Source organism: Microvirga sp. 2TAF3, from assembly GCF_052114965.1.
GTDB lineage: Bacteria > Pseudomonadota > Alphaproteobacteria > Rhizobiales > Beijerinckiaceae > Microvirga.
This window is the reverse complement of sequence record NZ_JBFRFT010000010.1, coordinates 1-19,365: the sequence shown is the minus strand read 5'-3', so window position 1 is coordinate 19,365 and position 19,365 is coordinate 1. Positions and strand designations below refer to the sequence as shown.

The 19,365-nt window shown below is 60.3% G+C and carries 21 protein-coding genes and 1 pseudogene; 6 read left to right on the top strand and 16 right to left on the bottom strand.

Annotated features, from left to right (window positions below):
* Positions 1–10: 10 nt before the first annotated feature.
* The gene (locus AB4Y97_RS11710; protein WP_441999224.1) at positions 11–1,540 is read right to left on the bottom strand and encodes an ABC transporter substrate-binding protein; all 1,530 of its coding nucleotides are present in this window, start codon (positions 1,538–1,540) and stop codon (positions 11–13) included.
* Positions 1,541–1,945: 405 nt separating this feature from the next.
* On the opposite strand from AB4Y97_RS11710, the gene AB4Y97_RS11705 reads away from it, so the two are divergent.
* Genes AB4Y97_RS11705 through AB4Y97_RS11695 form a run of 3 tightly spaced genes read left to right on the top strand, consistent with a single transcriptional unit; the run spans position 1,946 to position 4,649 of the window.
* On the top strand, positions 1,946–2,944 hold the full coding sequence (locus AB4Y97_RS11705) for a serine hydrolase domain-containing protein (RefSeq protein ID WP_441999223.1): 999 nt from the start codon (positions 1,946–1,948) through the stop codon (positions 2,942–2,944).
* Positions 2,944–3,660 carry a GntR family transcriptional regulator gene (locus AB4Y97_RS11700; protein ID WP_441999222.1) on the top strand — a complete coding sequence of 239 codons (717 nt, stop codon included), beginning with the start codon at positions 2,944–2,946 and terminating at the stop codon, positions 3,658–3,660. Before AB4Y97_RS11705 ends, AB4Y97_RS11700 begins: the two co-directional genes overlap by 1 nt.
* Positions 3,657–4,649, top strand: coding sequence for a bile acid:sodium symporter family protein (locus tag AB4Y97_RS11695; protein ID WP_441999221.1), 993 nt, complete (start codon positions 3,657–3,659; stop codon positions 4,647–4,649). The genes AB4Y97_RS11700 and AB4Y97_RS11695 overlap by 4 nt, the downstream gene beginning before the upstream one ends.
* A 397-nt stretch (positions 4,650–5,046) precedes the next feature.
* Here the strand turns inward: AB4Y97_RS11695 and AB4Y97_RS11690 are convergent, their stop codons facing one another.
* Complete coding sequence (locus AB4Y97_RS11690) at positions 5,047–5,871, bottom strand: pseudouridine synthase (protein WP_441999220.1); 825 nt, start codon at positions 5,869–5,871, stop codon at positions 5,047–5,049.
* A 334-nt stretch (positions 5,872–6,205) separates the two neighbouring features.
* Here AB4Y97_RS11690 and AB4Y97_RS11685 point away from each other — a divergent pair.
* Positions 6,206–6,340 (top strand): annotated as a pseudogene (locus AB4Y97_RS11685) (ATP-binding protein); the annotation flags it as partial.
* Positions 6,341–6,569: 229 nt separating this feature from the next.
* A complete protein-coding gene (rraA, locus tag AB4Y97_RS11680) occupies positions 6,570–7,058 on the top strand; it encodes a ribonuclease E activity regulator RraA (RefSeq protein WP_441999219.1) in 489 nt (162 codons plus the stop codon).
* Positions 7,059–7,076: 18 nt separating this feature from the next.
* Here the strand turns inward: rraA and AB4Y97_RS11675 are convergent, their stop codons facing one another.
* From AB4Y97_RS11675 to AB4Y97_RS11625, 11 genes are all read right to left on the bottom strand, one after another.
* Entirely contained in the window at positions 7,077–8,042 is a 966-nt protein-coding gene (locus AB4Y97_RS11675) for an aconitase family protein (RefSeq protein WP_441999218.1), read from the bottom strand.
* Positions 8,005–8,706, bottom strand: coding sequence for a hypothetical protein (locus tag AB4Y97_RS11670; RefSeq protein ID WP_441999217.1), 702 nt, complete (start codon positions 8,704–8,706; stop codon positions 8,005–8,007). The genes AB4Y97_RS11675 and AB4Y97_RS11670 overlap by 38 nt, the downstream gene beginning before the upstream one ends.
* A 22-nt stretch (positions 8,707–8,728) precedes the next feature.
* Entirely contained in the window at positions 8,729–8,899 is a 171-nt protein-coding gene (locus AB4Y97_RS11665) for a hypothetical protein (protein ID WP_441999216.1), read from the bottom strand.
* A 2-nt stretch (positions 8,900–8,901) separates the two neighbouring features.
* Positions 8,902–9,198 carry an ABC transporter permease subunit gene (locus AB4Y97_RS11660; protein WP_441999335.1) on the bottom strand — a complete coding sequence of 99 codons (297 nt, stop codon included), beginning with the start codon at positions 9,196–9,198 and terminating at the stop codon, positions 8,902–8,904.
* Complete coding sequence (locus tag AB4Y97_RS11655) at positions 9,198–9,611, bottom strand: CoA transferase (protein WP_441999334.1); 414 nt, start codon at positions 9,609–9,611, stop codon at positions 9,198–9,200. The genes AB4Y97_RS11660 and AB4Y97_RS11655 overlap by 1 nt, the downstream gene beginning before the upstream one ends.
* Before the next feature lie 105 nt (positions 9,612–9,716).
* The gene (locus AB4Y97_RS11650; RefSeq protein WP_441999215.1) at positions 9,717–10,673 is read right to left on the bottom strand and encodes a hydroxymethylglutaryl-CoA lyase; all 957 of its coding nucleotides are present in this window, start codon (positions 10,671–10,673) and stop codon (positions 9,717–9,719) included.
* Positions 10,674–10,746: 73 nt separating this feature from the next.
* On the bottom strand, positions 10,747–11,148 hold the full coding sequence (locus tag AB4Y97_RS11645) for a hypothetical protein (RefSeq protein ID WP_441999214.1): 402 nt from the start codon (positions 11,146–11,148) through the stop codon (positions 10,747–10,749).
* 63 nt (positions 11,149–11,211) lie between these two features.
* A complete protein-coding gene (locus AB4Y97_RS11640) occupies positions 11,212–11,331 on the bottom strand; it encodes a LysR family transcriptional regulator (RefSeq protein ID WP_441999213.1) in 120 nt (39 codons plus the stop codon).
* A 175-nt stretch (positions 11,332–11,506) separates the two neighbouring features.
* Positions 11,507–15,112 carry an efflux RND transporter permease subunit gene (locus AB4Y97_RS11635; RefSeq protein WP_441999212.1) on the bottom strand — a complete coding sequence of 1,202 codons (3,606 nt, stop codon included), beginning with the start codon at positions 15,110–15,112 and terminating at the stop codon, positions 11,507–11,509.
* A complete protein-coding gene (locus AB4Y97_RS11630; protein ID WP_441999211.1) occupies positions 15,109–15,303 on the bottom strand; it encodes a hypothetical protein in 195 nt (64 codons plus the stop codon). Before AB4Y97_RS11630 ends, AB4Y97_RS11635 begins: the two co-directional genes overlap by 4 nt.
* Complete coding sequence (locus tag AB4Y97_RS11625) at positions 15,296–16,420, bottom strand: efflux RND transporter periplasmic adaptor subunit (protein WP_441999210.1); 1,125 nt, start codon at positions 16,418–16,420, stop codon at positions 15,296–15,298. Before AB4Y97_RS11625 ends, AB4Y97_RS11630 begins: the two co-directional genes overlap by 8 nt.
* Before the next feature lie 674 nt (positions 16,421–17,094).
* On the opposite strand from AB4Y97_RS11625, the gene AB4Y97_RS11620 reads away from it, so the two are divergent.
* Positions 17,095–17,415, top strand: coding sequence for a type II toxin-antitoxin system Phd/YefM family antitoxin (locus AB4Y97_RS11620; protein ID WP_441999209.1), 321 nt, complete (start codon positions 17,095–17,097; stop codon positions 17,413–17,415).
* Between the two features lie 219 nt (positions 17,416–17,634).
* On the opposite strand, the gene AB4Y97_RS11615 is transcribed toward AB4Y97_RS11620, so the two are convergent.
* From AB4Y97_RS11615 to AB4Y97_RS11605, 3 genes are all read right to left on the bottom strand, one after another.
* Complete coding sequence (locus AB4Y97_RS11615; protein ID WP_441999208.1) at positions 17,635–18,420, bottom strand: DUF1217 domain-containing protein; 786 nt, start codon at positions 18,418–18,420, stop codon at positions 17,635–17,637.
* Positions 18,421–18,482: 62 nt separating this feature from the next.
* Positions 18,483–19,046 (bottom strand): hypothetical protein, encoded by a 564-nt coding sequence (locus tag AB4Y97_RS11610; protein WP_441999207.1) that lies wholly within the window; start codon positions 19,044–19,046, stop codon positions 18,483–18,485.
* Between the two features lie 88 nt (positions 19,047–19,134).
* Positions 19,135–19,365: flagellin (locus AB4Y97_RS11605; RefSeq protein WP_441999206.1), on the bottom strand; the 231-nt coding region annotated here is incomplete at its 5' end.

The following is a 19,365-nucleotide window of genomic DNA, read 5'->3' as shown; positions in this document are numbered from 1 at the left end:
CTCAGATTGATCATTCAACTTTGGCATTTACGAAGAGAACGTTCTCGTTCGGCAACACCTCGAGACCGCGGACATTGTCCCGTTGTCCGAAGATCTGGTTCTCATAGAAGAGAGTGATCCACGGCACATCGTCGTAGGATTGCTGCAAGATCTGTCGCAGCAGTTCGTTGCGCTTGGCAACGTCAACCGCGCTCCGCTGCTCGCTCAGCAGCTGGTCAATCTTTGCACTATGGTAGTTACCGTAGTTTCCGGTCCCTTCGCTGTGAACGTTGATCGTCAGCGTGAAATCGGGGTCGCCGGTCGGGCTGCCTTTGCCCAGAAGGAACATCGGAATCTTCTTCTGGCGCAGCATGGCGGAATAGGCGCCGAACTCAGGTGATTGGAGATTCACCTTGATGCCGACCTTGGCCAGCTGTGCCTGAATGGCTTCACCGAGCTGCTTGTCGTTGATGTAGCGGCCTGTGGTCACATAAAAGTCGACATTGAACCCATTAGGATATCCGGCTTCCGCAAGAAGCTTCTTGGCGAGCTCCGGGTTGTACGGATAGGGGTCGATCTTTGCGGATCCCGGGATCACAGTGGATTCCAGTCCGCCACCGGCCGTGCCGATATTGTTCATGACACCGGTCAGCAGCGCCTTTGTGTCTATGGCGTGGGCAACGGCCTGACGCACCTTCAGATTGTCGAAGGGCTTCACGTCGAGATTCAGTCCCACGTAGATCGTACGGTAGCCGGTCTCCTCCACAATTTTGACGCCTGGGGCGCTCTTCAGGCGGTTCACCATGACGGGAGGAACGTTGGATACCACGTCTGCCTCGCCCGACATCAGCATCAGAACGCGTGCGCTATCCTCCGGCACGACCGTGAAATCGACGGCGGCGGAGGCGGCCTTCTTGCCCCAGTAATCGGCATTGCGAACGATAGTGAGCTTCTCGCCGGGAGTCCATTTACCGAGCTTGAACGGCCCCGTGCCAGCCGGCGCCCGGCTGTATTCGTTGTTCAGCTTCACGCCAGAAGTCGGGCTAATGATCGCCAGGTTATAGGCGGACAGCTGGGCGAGCAGAGGCGCATAAGGTGATTTCGTCTTGATGACGACGGTATTCTCGTCCTTCACTTCCACCGAGGCAATGGCCGCTGCGGAACTGGCACGCGGAGCTGCCGTCTCCTTGGCCATAATGCGATCGAAGGTGAACTTGACGGCGTTGGCATTGAATGGAGTGCCGTCATGGAACATGACGCCCTTTCGCAGATGGAACGTCCACGAAAGGCTATCGTCGCTCACTTCCCAGCTTTCTGCCAGCACGCCGACCATTTCACCGGCACGGTTCGGGTAAACCAGCGTTTCGTGGAGCTGAGTCACGACGCGGGCGGTCGGGATATCGGTGACGAATTGCGGGTCGAGCGTTTGTGCGTCGGTACCCGTCGCATAGCGCAAGGGCTTTACACTTTGCGCGGAGGCTGGCGCTGCCCACAGGGATGCGGAAAGCAGGCCAGTCCCCACCAGTGCACTTAGACCTCGGAACATTCGTGATGTCTGCATTCTATGGCTCCTCTCTACCAACGCCCTCGATATGGCATACCATTCTGCATTAAGTGACCGCCTTAGCGTAACCACGCCTAAACCCGTCAGGTCACCCCGGCCGTAAATTTTCTTGTATTTTTAGGGACAGAGTTGCACGTCTGAGCCTAATGATCTTTTCATGTTGACCGTACGGCAACAGTGGCATACCAAATTATGGCGTGCAAGACACAAACTGTGCAATTTGCTCACGCGCCCGAATAAGGGGCATGCAGACCAATCTGGAGGCAGCTGATGGATGGTAGCGACAAGACAACGAAACCCGTGTGGCTTTCATCCAGCCCGGCCGAGGCGGGATTTAACCCAGATCGTTTAGCCGATGCCGTCTCCTTCGCGGCCGCCAACGAAACGCGCTGGCCCCGAGACATGTACATTGATGGGATCTTCGTCGGCTCCGCCCATGTAGACGACAAGCCTCCTTATAACCGCCCCATGGGGCCGGTCGTCGCGCGCGGCGGCGCCAGCGGAGTCGTAATTCGCCACGGAAAGCTTGTGGCTGAATGGGGCGACACGAGCCGCCCCGATATGACCTTCAGCATCGCCAAGAGCTATCTGGCGATTCTCACAGGCCTTGCTGTTGACAAGGGACTGATCGGCTCCATCGACGAACGCGTCGGAGAGCGCGTGAAGGATGGCGGGTTCGACGATGCGCACAACAGTGCGATCACTTGGCGTCATCTCCTCGAGCAGACGAGCGAATGGCATGGCGAACTGTTCGAGCGGCCTGACTCCGTGGACTGGCACCGCCAGGTTGGGCCTTCCGTTTCGTCCGGCACGAGCAACGCCAAGGGTTCCGAACGTGCCCTCACCGCTCCCGGCACTCATTTCGAGTACAACGACGTTCGCGTGAACCGGCTGGGCCTCAGCCTCCTACGTCTGTTCGAGCGTCCGCTGCCCGAGGTGCTCAAGGAGCACATCATGGACCCCATTGGTTGCTCCACGACCTGGGCTTGGAATGGCTATGAGACCAGCTGGGTTGATGTGGGCGGCCAGCGGATGCAATCGGTCCCCGGCGGTGGTCACTGGGGCGGCGGGATCGTCATCAACAGCCGCGATCATGCGCGCCTCGGAGAGCTGATCAAGAACGAAGGCTATTGGGAAGGCCAGCAGTTGCTTTCGCAGGAACGGGTCAGGGCCATGCTGATCCCCTCACGCCTCAACCCGACCTATGGCCTGCTGTGGTGGTTGAACACGGAAAAGCGCCTGTATTCACAAGCCCCGGAAACAAGCGTCTTCGCCCTCGGTGGCGGGTCCAACATCATCTGGATCGACAGGCCCAGGGATCTTGTGGTTGTTATCCGTTGGCTCGATAAGCCCTGCACCGACGAACTGCTCGGCAAATTCACCAGCGCGATTATTGCCTAATGTCACTCCTTCCGATCACAGATAAGGATAGCCCGCTCGAAAGCGGCGACGGCGCAAAGGTCGCGCACGTCAAGGAGCGCATTCGGGAGATGATCCTGAAAGGGGAACTCGCTCCTGGCTATCCTATTCGTGAGAGGACCTTGGCCAATCGGCTCGGCGTGTCGCGGACTCCCATGCGGGAAGCCTTAAAGCTGCTCGCCGGAGAGAGCCTTGTCGAGCTCAGTCCCCACCGTGGCGCGACTGTTGCCTTGCTTCGCCGCAGCGAAGTGTTCCAGATCGTTCAGGTCTTGGCCGCCCTTGAGGGGCTGGCTGCCGAACTGGCATGCGCTGCCATTACCGATGAGGAAGTGGCGGAGCTCTGGGCGCTGCATTACGAAATGCTGGCGTTCAGAGCACGCAAGGACCGGATCGGCTATTTTCAGAACAATCAAGCAATCCACCTGGGTGTCGTGCGTGCGGCTCGCAACCCGGTCTTGGCCGAGCATCACGCCACCCTCAATGCCCGCATGTATCGACTTCGGTTCGTCGCGCATCAGGCGACTGAAAATTGGGATAATGCCGTTAGAGAACACGAAGAGTTTCTTCATGTTCTGGAAGCGAGAGACGCCGTCCGGGCCCGACCGATTCTGACGGCCCACGTGGCCAGCATCTGGACCCGTCTCAGCACTATCCTCGACGAAGACGGCACTATTACCGAGCAGGTTCCAGTCACATGAAAAATCTCCTCCGGTTTCGGCCGGATGTCCTGATCACCGCGCTTGTAGCGGCAGCGGTCATTGCATCATTCGTGCCAGTGTCAGGCGCGGCCGCCAAAGGGCTGAACTATTTCACGCAAGGCAGCGTGGCGCTCATCTTCTTTCTGCACGGCGCTCGCCTCCTGCCCCGGGTCGTGATGAACGGTTTCTCGAACTGGCGCCTGCACTTGACCATTGTCGCATGCAGCTTCGGATTATTTCCGCTTCTTGCACTTCCCCTGCAAGAATTGGTTCCGAGATGGCTATCTCCGGACCTCTATATTGGCTTCGTCTTCCTGTGTATCCTGCCGTCGACCATTCAATCTTCGATCTCCTTCACCTCGATCGCCGGAGGGAATGTTTCGGCTGCGGTTTGCGCCGCATCTGCGTCCAACATGCTCGGGGTCGTGGCAACGCCTGCTCTAGCAATGCTACTTCTGGGCCGCCAGGGAGGCATCGACAGCCACGCGTTCGAGAGCATCATGCTGCAACTCCTCGCACCATTCGCCCTCGGACAAGTCCTTCAACGATGGATCGGAGATACGATCCGGGCATATCCGAAACTGGTCGGCTTCGCGGAGCGGATCTCGATCGTCGCCGTCGCCTATCTCGCTTTTTCCAACGCGGTGGTGGGTGGCGTCTGGACCCAGATCGATGCCAACGACCTTATCGTCATGCTGGTTCTCGTCGTCTCTCTCCTGGCGCTCGTGCTGACAGCAACCCGTCTCATTAGCCGCTTCATGGGTTTTTCGCGAGAGGATGAGATCGCCATAGTGTTCTGCGGATCGAAGAAGAGCATGGGAAGCGGACTGCCAATGGCGAACATTATCTTCGCAGGGCAAGCAATTGGTCTGATCGTGCTACCGATGATGGTTTACCATCAGATTCAGCTCATCGTATGCGCTGTGCTGGCCCGCGCCTACGCCACTCGAATGGAGCGTGCCAATCTGGCACCTGCAGCGCTGGAATGAAATTGAGCAGTCGCTCCGATCTACCAGGCCTGCACCAAACTCGGGAGAGCAGCAGAGTTGCGATTAGGCTTGTCCTGTTAGTGTGATATTGCTGTGTTCGCCACCCTCCGTTGCCCACCCTCCCGCTTTGATGAGCCGTAGCGAACGGTGCAGGATGAGAATGCTTGAAAATTGACGCTGAAGCTCTACTCGAGCGTTTCGACAGGAGGCGATGACGTAGGCCCACGGGTTTTGCCGCAGAATTCGTTTTTTGCTTACCAGTACTCGTGGATCAGCGCCGGCCCATTCCTATAGAATCAATGGATTAACGCGCATGGCGCGGCAGCGAAATGGCGCGAAAAAGCGCATACTTCGCGCTTGCGACAGAACCGCCCAATCATCGAGGTCCGAGCCAAGGTCAGCGATCTCGGGCTGACCCCTCCCGCGGAGGCTTGAGCAACCTGGAAGAGGCGCAGACCGGAACATCCAGCATCGCCTTCTCGGCGGGCGTCAGGTGCCGCACTGCGCCCCTTGGCAGATCGCCCAACTGTAATCCTCCGACTTCAATGCGCACGAGGCGGAGCACCTCCGCCTCAACGGCGCCGAGCAGGCGCCGGATCTGCCGGTTCTTGCCTTCACTGAGGATGACTTCAAGCCACGCAGTGCGGGTGCCGGAACGGAGCACGCGGGCTGATTTCGCCACGAGGCGCTCGCCATCGATCTCCATTCCCGCCGCAAGCCGTCCCAACATGCCCTCATCCGGCAAGCGGTCAACCTGGACGTGGTAGACCTTCTCGACATTCGACGCGGGATCGAGCACGCGCTGCGCCCAGCGCGTGTCATTGGTCATGAGCAGCAGGCCCTCGCTCGCCTTGTCGAGGCGCCCCACGGGCGCGACGAACGGGAGATCAACCCCCTCCAGGCAGTCGTAGACCGTCGCCCGCTCGTGCGGATCGTCGCGGGTGGTGACGAGGCCGCGCGGCTTGTTGAGCATCAGGTACACCTTGCGCTCCGCCACGACCGGCTGGCCGTCAACGGTGATGCGGGCGCGTCCGGGGTCGACGCGGGCCATCGTGTTGCGGATGATCCGGCTGTCGACGCGCACGCGTCCCTCGGTGATCAGGGCCTCGGCTTGCGTGCGGGAGCAGAACCCGAGCTTAGACAGGGCGCGCGGAAGGCTCACCACGGCGCCATTCGCGCGCCGTGCACCATCCACGCCCCGCGAACGGGGCGGTTGTTTCATGATGATGTCTCTCCCGCCTCAGACTGGAGGGAGCCGGACGGAGCCGCCGGTCCTGTCATCCACGCGGATCAGGAGAGGAACCGAGCTGGTCTCGCGCGGGGGTTTGTTTTCGCTCGGAATGCCCGCGTCGAGGTAAAAATGCCTTGCTGGTTCGCCCTGGCATATTAAAGCCCGGTCCGGCATGAAGGCTGCGTACAATCTATCTCGCTCCTGGATGTAGCTGGGGTGTCGGTGGACCCTCTCATGAGGGCTTGAGCCACAGAATGCAATCTCCCGGCAAGCGGCCTCATGGCTGCCCGATAATCCGGGGGCGTCTGCGGGGGTCCGGGTCGACGGGGAGGGAAAGAGCTCGCTCGCCTGCGCCCTCGGACACCGCGCCTGTCGGGATGATCGCTCGGTGCTGTATCACCGCGTGCCGCGGCTGTTCGCCGCGCTCGAGCTCGTCCGCAACGATGGTAGCTATTCTCGCCCGTTGTGTACGGTCGCCTGGGCCCTGAGCCGCTCACCGGCGACCGGAACTCGCCTCCAAGCTGTCACACGACAGACGACCGGCAGATGCCAGAAGGCGACCTTCGTGCAAGCTGTCAATAAGCATTCCTGGACGAGCACAGTCTCATTCGTTGGACAAGACGATTCGGATCCGGTTTGATTGCGTAACTCTCCTCCTTGTCCGAATCCCCTAACCATTGGTGCACACAGTGAGTGATTTCAAAACGGCTGATCTTTGCGATGAATTTGCAGACGAACTGGAGGTCTGCCTGGCTCAGTTCCGCATCTTTGGCGGCCGTAGGTCCTTCAGCGGCGAGATTCAAACCGTCAGTACATTCGAGGATGTCGGGCTGGTCAGACAATGCCTCGAACAGCCTGGACAGGGGCGGGTTCTCGTCGTTGATGGAGGAGGCTCGACCCGGGTGGCCCTACTTGGCGACAGGCTCTCGGCAAAGGCAATCGAGAACGGCTGGGCCGGGGTACTCGTTTTCGGTGCCGTTCGCGATACCGAGGCGCTTGCAACTCTTGATCTTGGCGTGATGGCGCTCGGCGTCGTCCCAGCCCGAGGCTCGTTCAGCGGCACGGGCGTGATCGGCGCTTCATTCCAAGTCGGCGGGGTGGAGTTCGCGCCGGGTCGGCTCGTCTACTGCGATACGGATGGAGTCGTCGTGAGTTCCCGGAGATTACATGCCCTCTGAAAACTCCCAACTACCGGCTCAACGGCCCAGCCCTGTGTCGAAGCGCGCCTGAAGCTCCTCAAAGGAAGTCAGCTCGCCCGCGATGGCGCTGGCCGCGACCGTGGGAGGGCTGGCAAGCCAGACCCTTCCAGGGCCCGAGCGCCCCGGGAAGTTCCGGTTAATGGCACTCACGGTTACCTGATCGGTGTTGGTCGATGTGCCGGGTCCCCAATTGGCACAGGCGCCACACCCACCATAGGCGATGGCGATGGCAACCCGCTGTGGCAGGTTCGAAAGATCGAGGCCATTGCCGAGATCCCCGGGAGCCGCCACCATGGGCGACAAGGCCGACAGGTCGGTGCGGATCACCTCCGCATAGGTGGCTCCCTCGTCGCTGCGCATCCACGGTTCGATCGTGACGTCGATCCCGCGACGTTCCTTGAGGAATCTTACAGTCTCCGCATCGGGTTCGACGATCCCGGTAAAGCCTCCCAGCTTAGCGGTCATATTGGTCAGCGTGGCCCGCTCATCCGTGTTGAGTTGTGCGATGCCGAATCCGCCAAACTCGAAAACCTTGCCGACGCCTGTTCCCGCCTTGAGACCCGGCAGAGCGAGCAGATGCAGGACAATGTCCTTCGCCGTGACGCCGCAAGGTAACGTGCCCGAGAATTCAATGCGCAGGACCTCCGGTACCGTGATCCGCACCGCACCCGTGATCATGCTGTTCGCGATGTCGGTCGTGCCGACGCCGAACGCCAGGCAACCCAGCGCCCCGCTATGTGGCGTGTGCGAATCCGTGCCGACGATCAATTGGCCAGGCAAGGCATATTGCTCCGCCACCAAGGCATGGGAGATGCCTTCGGACCCTTCTCCGCCCGGCAGGTAGCCATGCGACCGCAAGCCGTAATCGGCCACGAACTCCCGGTGCACCCGGGAAAGTTCATGAACCCGGGGAAGCAGACCACGCTCAATGTGCACACGGCTCCGGTGCGCATAGGTGCGCATAAGAGTAGTGATCCTCGAAGACGATGATCGACTCTGGTTCATAGAGGCGGACGGGCTTGCCGAACGTGCCATGCAGCATGTAGCTGCACATTCCGGTGTAGATGTCGTGGATGAACCGGATGTCGGCTCGGACGAAGCCTCTTATTCCCGGCGTCAGGTCACCAGGGCTATCGGCGGTTTTTACCACATGGCGGGCCAGGATCTTCTCGAATAGAGTACGGGGTCTCTGCCTATCCGACAGAGCCTGCATGGTTGAAACGGCGCTCAAGCGCTCCTCACCATAGCGCAGCAGGCCGACATTGTCCGCGTTCTGGCGGTAGATACGCTCGAAGCTCTCGGCGATGACGAGGCGAATGCCGGCTGCCTTCTCGGCCACCGGGCTGTGCTCACGTGATGAACCCTTGCCGTAGCGCTTGCCTCCGACGGTGACGGCGAAGAAGCCACCCTGCTTGACGGCGTCTACTCCAATCGGCAGCCGATCACCGGCCTTGAAGCCGGTGTAAGGATGACTGGCTAACCGCTCGTCGAAATAGACGAGCGACGGCAACGGGGTGATCTCGTCGGTCGAGATATCGTCGCGAAGCGGCCCGGCCTGCCCCTGCGAGAGATCGGCCCCTGCGATCTGAGTATCGATCGTCTCGGGATCGGTCGACAGGAACAGCATACGTCCGGGAAGGCGACTCTGGTCATGCGCTTGCCTGATCGAACTGGGGCTGCCACCGCAGGAGGTGGGCCTGGATCCGCCGCACGCCGATGGCAAACAGGATGCCGACCATCATCTCGGACGCGTTGGCGCGGGCCTCGGCTTCGACGATCAGCTTGCCGATGCCCCGCTCGGCGCCGATGAACTCACCCACGATCACCCGATCAGCGCAAAGGACACCGCTGGCGTCAGGGACGCGAACACCCAGGCCAAGGTCGATGGGATCACCACAGTACGGGTGACCGTCCATGAGTTGGCCCCGAGCAGCCGCGATGCCGCGATCTGATCCCGGTCGACGACACGGGTGCCCTCGAAGGTGTTGAAGAACACCACGAAGAACATGTAGCTTGCTGACCTCCGCAGACCTTCCAAAGTCTCGAGGGCCAGTTGCCGGACAACTTTTGCCGGGGCGTCAATGATGAGAGATCCTTCGGGAAATTCCTTCCGTTCCATCACCAGGCGTTCGCGCCGACAAGGCAGTTTGCGCCAATTCGGGCTCCGTTCAAGATCGTGGCGCCCATGCCGATGAGCGAGCAATAGACGAGGCGCGGATTGATCCCGGACAGCGCGGCATATCCCAATCCGAGCTTCTCCATGGCTCCCGGGCGAAAGTTCTCCACAATGACATCCGCGCTGGAAGCAAGTCGACGGACGAGCGCCGTTCCCGAAGGACTCTTCATATCCGCGCGGATGCTGCGCTTGTTGCAGTTGAAGGTCGGGAAGAAGCCGATAGCCGCGCCGGTCAGACGTCGCGAATTATCGCCGGCGGGACTTGGTTCTACCTTCACGACGTCGGCGCCGAGATCGGCCAAGATCATCCCGCAGCTCGGCCCCATGATCATGTGGCTGAATTCGAGCACGCGGATCCCGGCGAGAGGCGTCGGCGCTTGTGGGCGTATTGGGTCAAGGTTGCGGACAAGATGTAAACATCCTCAAGACTGTCAGGGTGGCGTCAAAGACGCCCAATCCCACTAGGCGACGGCGGCCGACGACAAGCGGTAGGTGCGGGGAATACCGGCAGCCGCGACCCGCCCCTGGAGTTTTTCGCTTGGGAGCCCGGCCTGGAGGACCTTGCGGGCTTCCAGCAGAGCCTCAAGGTCGATCCCGGTCGAAAAGCCTTCCGATTCCAGGAGATTGACGAGGTCCTCCGTTGACACGTTGCCGATGGAGCCAGGCGCGAACGGACAACCGCCAAGGCCGCCTAGGGCCGCATCGAAACCGCGTACGCCCTCCTCGAGAGCGGCGAGTACGTTGGCCAGAGCAGTGCCGAGAGTGTCATGAAGATGCAGGTTGCCGAACGTCGTATTACCGATCTCGGCCCGCACGGCCCGCACAAGACGGCGAATGTGGGACGGGCTTGCGTAGCCCAAGGTATCTGCAAGGGCGATCACATCCACGCCCGCTTCGGCCAGCGAGGCCGCTAATGAAACGACTTCGCTCTCAGGGACGATCCCCTGAAGAGAGCAGCCGAAGGCGGTCGAGATGCCGACCTCAATCCTGGGCGCTTTGTCTCCCAAGGTCCGGGCCCACTCGACAATGCGCCCGACCTCCGCGACCTGATCGGCCCGTGACCGGCGCACATTCGACTGGCTGTGAGCCTCGCTCGCCGATACGGGCACGATAATCGACTGTGCTCCGGCCGCAGCCGCATTTTGCACGCCGCGTAGATTGGGAACCAGGACAATGATGCGCAGGCTCGGGTGAGCCGAACGGACAGCGCGGGTCACTTCGGCGGCATCTGCCATCTGCGGCATCGCGGCCGGAGGGACGAAGCTGGCAACCTCCATCTCGCGGATGCCTGCCGCTGTCATCGCGGCGATCCAGGCAAGCTTGGCTTCTGTCGGCATGGTGGCCGACGCGTTCTGCAAGCCGTCGCGCGGTCCGACCTCGCGCACCACGACGGCCTCCGACTTGGAGTTGATCTCCATGGCGTCTCCTCGGGCATGTTCTTGTTTTTGTTATTTGGCAAAGACTGCCGACATGCGAGCAGGAGGAGAAGCGCTATTTCGCGGACGCAGGGTCCGTCATTCGCGAACGCTCAGGCTGGGCTTCAAGGCCCGGCGAGGCAGAAAGATAGTCGAGCAGTAGACGTGCCGAAGGCGTCAGCATGGCGGCCGGGCGGCTGACCAGTCTCACCTGCCGCTGTGCCCAGGGCTCAGCCAACCGAACGCCGGCAAGGCGCAGATCGGGATTGTAGATGGGCAGGACACCATCCGGTCCCGGGGTGCTCGATTGAAAATCCGCCAACGCCTGCGCGAGTGGATGGCCAGCCAGGACCGAGAGTGTCGCATTAAGACGAACGCTTCCCAATCCACCTTCGGCGACTGCACGCAGATCCTCCCCAAGGCGGGCACCGAAATCGAATATCGTGCGGGCATGCCGGGCGAGGAGTTCCCCAGCCACCGTCGGCGTTACGCCCCTTGCACCCCGGGTCAGGAGTTGGACCCCAAGTTCCGTCTCCAGATCCTAGATGCGTTTTGCGGCAGCCGAAACGGCGATGCCACATTTCTCAGAGGCGCGTGTAACGCTCCCGCACTCGATAGCAGCAAGAAAGATATGCAGGGTCGTCCAATCCGGCAGGGTCATTGGCCTATATTCGGCAATGCGCTTCCCCGTGCAAGAACCATCTCCGGAAGCCCAATCAAGTTGGCGCGAATATAGGCCTCTAAGGTCTCCTGTGGGTCAAACTGGACGGTTCCCGATTTGCATTGAATGTCCGCTTATCCCCCTGTGACCTGCCGTCCCTTCGCGAGCCACCTCATCAGGTCGGTTCTGACGCATTCCCGGATCGGGCCGCATGAGCCTGGCTGTCATCGCGCCCGCGCGTCACTCGCCGCAGCACCCGCGAGACGTCGTCAACCGCATAAGGTTTGTGCAGCAGCTCGAAGCCGTGCCGTCCCTCCTCAGCCAGCACATGACTATAGCCGGAAGTCAGCACCACAGGCAGCCGTGGGTAGCGCTGGCGGATTCCCCGAGCCAGTTCGACACCGCTCATCCCCGGCATGACCACGTCGGAGAACACCACGTCGAACCGGCGGGCATCCTCCTCCAACAGCCTGAGAGCTTCGCTGGCATTGGCGACCCACGTGGTCTCGTAGCCGAGATCCTGGAGCAGCTGCGTCGAGAAACGGCCGACTTCAATGTTGTCCTCGACTACAAGCACTCGGCACCCACGCCCCTCTTCATCAGAGACTGAGGCACGGTCGTCCACGATCTCCATTGGAACATCTCCAGTCCGCGGCAGGTAGAGCGTAAAGGTCGTCCCCACTCCAACATCGCTCTGCACGGCCACATCGCCGCCAGACTGCTTGGCGAAACCGTAGACCTGACTCAGGCCCAAGCCCGTGCCCTTGCCCACTTCCTTGGTGGTGAAGAACGGCTCGAAGATTTGGCCGAGCCGGTCGGCCGGGATGCCGCATCCGCTGTCGCTGATCGACACGGCCACATACTGGCCGCGGCCGCCCGCGTGTCCCCGGATGGACGGCAGGTTGGGCAGGGCGCCTACGTGCACCTTCAGCGTCCCCTCGCCATTCATCGCATCGCGCGCGTTCACGGCCATGTTCACGAGAGCCGTCTCGAATTGAGTGACGTCCGCCTCAACGAAGCACTGCGCACAGGCAAGGTCGGTCACGATCTGGATGCGCGCGCCCATAATCGTGCGCAGCATGTCCGCGATCGCCCGGATGCGCTCGGGCACGTCGAATACCTCGGGCTTGAGCGCCTGCCGCCGGGCGAAAGCCAGCAGCTGGCCCGTGAGCTTGGAGGCGCGGTCAACCGTGTCCGAGATCGCCTCGATGTACCGGGTCCGCCGCTCCTCGGGCAGATTAGGGCGGCGCAGAAAGTCGATGGACGAGCGTACGATGGTGAGCAGGTTGTTGAAGTCGTGCGCCACCCCACCCGTGAGTTGCCCCACCGCCTCAAGTTTCTGCGACTGGCGCAGAACCGCTTCGGCCCGCTCCCGCTCGGCAATGGCGCCCTCCACCCGACTTTCCAACTTCTGATTAAGATGCTGAAGCGCGGCCTCGGCTTCCTTGCGGTCGGTGATGTCGAGCACAAACTCGACCACCTCATCACCGACTTTGCGCGGCGCGAACAGGCCCCACCAGCGGGACCCGTCTTTGCGGAAGTATTGCTTCTCGTACGGAGTGGCCTCGCCCCGGGCGTTCACCTCCTCGACAGCCCGCCAGGAAACCGGGTGGAACTCGTCCGGCGTAAGCTCCTGCCAAGTCTTGCCGATAACTTCCTCGCGGCTGAAGCCGGTCAGGTGCAGAAGTGCATCATTCACCTCGGTCAGGGCGAAATCCCTGCTCCAGAACATCACGCCCACCGTGCTGATCGCGAAAGCACCCCTGAGACGCTCCTCGCTTCGGTGACGCGCCTCCTCGGCGCGCCGGCGCTCAGTTTGGTCGAGCAGGGAGCCGATCATCCGGTTTGCCCGGCCCTGGGCGTCGCGCCTGACGAACCCTCGGTCGAAGACATAGGCCTCCGATCCATCTGCTCGCAAGAAGCGGTACTCCGCGCTCCAGTTCTCACGATCGGATGCGATCACCGCCTCAATGCTCGCAACGACGCGCTCGCGGTCATCCGGATGAATGCGCTGCTTCCACCAGGAAGGATCGGTCTCGATCTCGTCGTACCCGAAGAGCGTGGCGAGGGCCTCGCTCCAGGATATGCGATCAGATGCAAAATCCCAGTCCCAGATCACGTCGTTCGTGGCCCTGGAGGCCATTCGGTAGCGCTCTTCAGTCTCATGCAGTGCAGCCTCATCCCAGCCGCGCTCCAGGGCGACCCCGAGCAGGTTGGCGAAGCCCTGGACGAAGGTGACGTCGGCTTCAGTGAATCGGCTCACGGCCGGGCTATCGACCTCCAAAACACCGTAGGGCTCACCCATGGTGACGATAGGGACATTGATGGCCCGCTTAATCCCATGCTCCGCGAGGATCTGCGGGGTGCGGAAGCGACCCTCATTCTCCAGGTGGCTGGAGATGACAGGCTCGCACTGCTGGAAAGCATAGCCACTGGCGCTGCCCAGGTCGGCATCGGTTTTGGCCCCAATCACGTCAGGCCTGAAGCCGATCTGCTGCGAACCCTTGAGTGCCGCCGACAGCGGATCCTCGCCCTTCTCCACGAAGCGCGTGATGTTCTCGATCATAACGATCGCATCGTCGACGACGAATCCGGTCGAGACGGTGAGCGCCATCAGCGAAAGATTGTCCAGGCTGAAGCCCAACAGGTACATTGCGGCCAGGGTGCCCACGAGCGACAACGGCACCGACAGACTCGGAATGATCGTCGCGGGCAGGTTGCGCAGGAAAAGGAAGATCACGAGCACAATGAGGGTGATTGCCAGCATCAGCTCGAACTCGATATCCATTACCGAGGCGCGCACCGTCGTAGTGCGGTCGCTCACCACCGCGACATCGACGGCAGAGGGGAGCGTGGATTCAAGCTGCGGCAAAAGTGCCTTGATCCTGTCCGCTACCTGAATGATATTCGCTCCTGGCTGGCGCTGGATGTTTAGGATGATGGCAGGTGTCGTATTCGCCCATGCTCCGAGCCTGGTGTTTTCCGGGCCGCTGACGATGCTCGCAACATCTGCCAGACGGACCGGTGCGCCATTGCGATAGGCCACCACCACATTGCGGTAGTCGCCCACACTGCGCAGCTGGTCGTTGGCGTCAATTACAAAATCCTGCCTCGGGCCATCGAAATTCCCTTTAGGCGTGTTGACGTTCACGTTACCAATGGTGGTGCGCAGGTCATCGATGTTGAGGCCGAAGGCGGCCAATGCCCGCGGATCGACCTGGATACGAACCGCCCGTCGCTGGCCACCGCCGATGCTCACCAGCCCAACACCGGGCTGCTGCGAGATCTTCTGCGCGAGATTTGTCTCACTCAAGTTTTCAAGTTCGGTCAGGGGCAGGGTCTTGGAGGTCACCGCGAGCGTGATCAGTGGCGCATCGGCCGAATTGACCTTCGCATAAATGGGGGGCGCCGGGAGATCGCCGGGCAAGAGATTACCCGTCGCGTTGATCGCAGCCTGCACTTCCTGCTCGGCTTCGTCGAGGCCAAGATTGAGGCTGAACTGCAAGGTGATGGCCGATGCTCCGGCCGAACTCACCGACGTCATCTGGCTAAGACCCGGCATCTGGCCGAACTGGCGTTCGAGCGGCGCCGTAATGGATGAGGTCATCACATCCGGGCTGGCACCGGGATAGAACGTCTGGACCTGGATGGTGGGATAGTCCACGGTCGGCAACGCAGCGACCGGAAGGAAGCCGTAGGCGGCAATACCTGCAAGCAGGATCGCAACCATCAGAAGTGAAGTGGCGACCGGGCGGAGAATGAAGATCCGTGACGGGCTCATCGCCGGTGGCCGCTGCGCCGAAGCTGGGGATCCCCGCTCGGCTTGCTGTCGCTCGTGGCAGGCTGTTGCTGGCCTACATCGGATGCCGTCGCCGGGTTGTCCTTCGCTACGGCGATAACGGGTGCTCCGTCATGCAGGCGGTCACTGCCGTCGATGACGACGCGATCGCCGGGAGAGAGACCATCATCCACTTCGACCTTGTCGCCGTCCGTCGGACCAAGCTTGACCGAACGAACCGTGGCAGTGTTGTCCGTGCCGACGAGATAGACGAAGGTGCCGGGCGCTCCACGCTGGAATCGCGGCGGCTGGCGCGGTGACGACGTTGGGCCTCGTTTCGACCAGGAGATTGACGTTGACGAACTGGTTCGGGAAAAGCTTTTCGTCGGCGTTGTCGAACTGAGCGCGCAGCTTCACCGTGCCCGTCGTCGTGTCGATCTGGTTGTCGAGGGTAGTCAGCCTTCCGGTTGCGATCTGCTGAATGCCGCCACGGTCGAAAGCCGTGACTTGCAGCTGCTTTCCGGCCCGCAACTGAGCCAGGACCGGACCTAGATCGGTCTCCGCGAGCGAAAAGATGACGGAGATCGGCTGCATCTGCGCGATGACCACGATTCCGTTCTGGTCGCCGGTCTGCACATAGTTGCCGGGGTCAACCTGCCGCAAGCCGACGCGGCCGTCGATGGGCGAGACGATGTGGCAGTTAGAAAGGTTTATCCTCTGCGCTTCGACCTGTGCCTGGTCGACCTTCACACTGCCCTGATATTGCTGGACTAGATAGAACTGATCTTCGGCCTGCTGGCGTGTGCCTGCATCCCTGTCGGCAAGAGTCTGATAGCGGACGAGATCGACCTGAGCCCCCTTGAGCTGAGCCTGATCCCGCTCGAGTTGGCCTTCGTATTGCGCTTCTGCGGCCTCGAACGGACGGGGATCGATCTGAGCGAGAAAATCGCCCTTGTGGACGTCCTGCCCTTCTTTGAACCCGACGGAAACGAGCTGACCACTGACTTGGGTTTTGACCGTAACTATCGCGAGCGGAGTTATGGTGCCGAGTGCGTTCAGAGTGATGCGAATATCGCTACGGCTGACATCGGCAATGCCGACCGGCTGCGGTGCAGCTCGGGCTGCATGCTCCACTTCCTGCCCCGCTTGACGGGGTAATGTCAGGAAACGATATGTGCCAAACCCGAGAAGGAGAACGGCCGCAAGGCCGAGCACCCATCGCCGCCACGATCGTCCCGCCTTCGTCTCGCTCAAGGGAGGGTTGACAACGATCTCCCGCTCGAAACTGCGGCTCCTAACCCTTTGCTCCATGGTCGCTCCTCGGCCGTCGCGATCTCCTTCGCGCGGGAAGAACCCCCAACCTGACTCGGTAATGGCCGGTCACGGCTCCGCTCGGTCTTCGTTCGGGCGGTCTGCAGATACCAAGCACCAAAATATACTATAGGCACCTTATGACCCTTGCAGCTGTCCATCGGATTAATTCTTCGTAATCCGGGCGTCGCGGCCTGAGAGAGGCTTCAAATGGGGCTTAAGCTCCCCTTTCGACGCTATTACTAGAGTTGCAGCTGCCGATTTTGGGTACATAATCTCCCGGTCTGATCCAGGAGGCTGCCATGACCCGTGTGGCCGTCGCGCAGATGCGCGAGTTCTGGTGTGGAATTGCGTCAGGTCAAGGTTCAGCTCAAGTCTCTGTTTGCCCATTCCAGCGTCGCCCCTCGGCGGCTGCCTTTCTCGACGGACTGCTCGGTCGGAACGGCGCAGGACCGGCTGGATGCGCGCAGTAGCCGCCGGGGGATCCAGGCCCCTGGCGCCTGCAGGCGGTGCTCGGCCGCCGCATGGCCATCCTTATGTTACGCCTTAGGTCTTAACCGGCCATAGGAAAGATAGTGTTGCGACAGAGGGCGTGGGAGATCGGTTCACTGTCACCGTGTCAGGAGACCTTAAAAAGACTATATTTGGTCCTACTGGATCACCATGGTGCAACCATGCGCTACTCATCTCAAGTCAAGCCGATCAGCTATCTCAAAGCCAATGCCGCCGAGGTTCTGACAAACCTTGCCGAACACCGGGAGCCGCTGGTCATTACACAGAACGGTGAAGCCAAAGCGGTCTTGCAGGACGTTGCCTCGTTCGAGCAAACCCAGGAAACGCTGGCGCTTTTGAAGATCCTGGCGCTGGGCCATGACGACAATGTGCCAGGGAAACTTCATCGTCGAGGACAGCGGCGTTCCGGGAGCACAACGAATTATCGTCGACATCATCCCTGGATATTGACCCCACCTCGACCGAACTTGCCGGGCGTTTAATCCGGCATTTCGCTGCTCCAAGCCTGCCGAGCAAGCCGGAACGATACCACCACAGGACTGGCAGCGCCAATCCAGGATCGCGCTCGATGCCCTATAGTTTGACCTTCTCCCTGATGATCAGCCTTGCTCTCTTTCTGCTGATCGACCTGATCTATAGTCTTGGGTCAACCAGCAACTCGACAAAGGTAGCCGGCAGCTACCCGCGTAATCCGGGTCCGCTCAGAAACCGCCCCGCGGCAGCTTCGATATACTCATCATCAGATCAACGCTAAAACCCGACTCCGTTGGATCCGTGAATAGGTTCAAGACAGGATTCAGGGTCTCAGCAGAAACGTGGTTCATGTCATACATCGCGCTAAAGCGCTGAATCAGCTTATCGACCTTCTTCGGGTCCTGCAGATCCTTAATGTCGATGAGTTTCTTGAGGTTTCGGACCTGCACATCCAAGTCGGCCTTTGACGACTCCTTTGGAATATTAAATGTCGTCTGAACAAACTCGAGAATGGCCTTATCGCTCAATAAGCCCATGTGGCTGGTGATCGAAGAAGCTTTACGCTTGAAGTACAGCGCAATCCGCACCCCTTCGTTTTGCTCCCCTTCCTTGGCCTCTAGTACCTGCTGGACATATTTGCTGACTGCCTCGGTTGTGGCGCCTGGCGCCGAAGTCGCGGCAACCCCCTTCCCAGCAAAATCGAAGGCCTTTGCAAACTCCTTGTAGAGAGGGTTCGACATCTTGTTCGCCATGCTCTTAGGGTTGGTCACATCTTCTTCGAGCAGCTTTTTGATGAATGCCTTGCCATAGGCCATGTCCTGCAGGCCATATGCTTTCATGGCATAGTTGAACAACCTGTAGTCATTCACGAACTGATCGATCGTTTTCACGTTCTTGATGTTCGCGGTGTAATAGGCTGTCTCCCGCTTCACCGTGGCGTCATTCTCGATCGTCGTTCTCGTACGCGCCATGTTCGACGTGAGAATTTGGTAGCGGGTCGCGGTGCTCAGCATTGGCTCAGGCCTTTTTCGACAAATGCTTGATTCGACTTTTATACGTGTTGTGACTTCAGTCGTCAGGTTCTTTTCGACGCGAGAGATCCACAATCCTGCGAGAAACGCTCCGTCACAGCTCTCGTTTCATCTCTCTCGAGCTTGAACTCGGACTTCATACCCTCGTACCGGTAGTTCGATAACTCGATAACAAGCTTTTCAGACCCTACAAGCTTCCGAACGAAACCTCTAATCGCCTCGGGATCGCGCAATTGGCCATACCTGTCACGGTAAATCCAGTTCGACACCTCAGGCGGATTCTCATCGAACCAATAAACCGTGCTTCGTCCCTTCGCTTCACTCGAGCCGAGAAACCGCTTGGCCGTGACCGTTGCCGCATAAGAAACCGTACTGGTTTCCAGATCTAAACCGACACGACGTGTGCAGCTAATCCACAGGGCGGACCCATCCTGGTTTCGAAGCCGCGCCATAACCATCTGCGGATCGCCGGTGTAATCGCTCTTAACCGTATAATCCCAAGCGCCGTCCGACTTGACGCCCGCAGGAGCAGCGCCTGAAGGCATGACGATGCCGGCCAGGACCACAACGCCAACGGCGCGGCGTTTCAAATATAAACGCGCTGTCATCGTAGAATCTCTCAAACGACTTAAAAAATAAGGCCCCGCCTTGGTTAAGACGGGGCCCTACCGACCATCAGATGTTGGGCTGAGGCTCTTACTGGAAGAGCTTCAGGATCATCTGGCTGTTCTGGTTCGCGATCGACAGGGCCTGAACGCCGAGTTGCTGCTGGGTCTGAAGAGCCTGCAGGCGGGTCGAAGCTTCGTTCATGTCCGCATCGACGAAGGCGCTCACACCGGCCGTCAGCGAGTCCGACAGGACGCCGATGAAGGATTCCTGGGTCTCCAGGAGAGCCTTGTTGGCGCCGAGGGTCGCCGAACCGGTCGT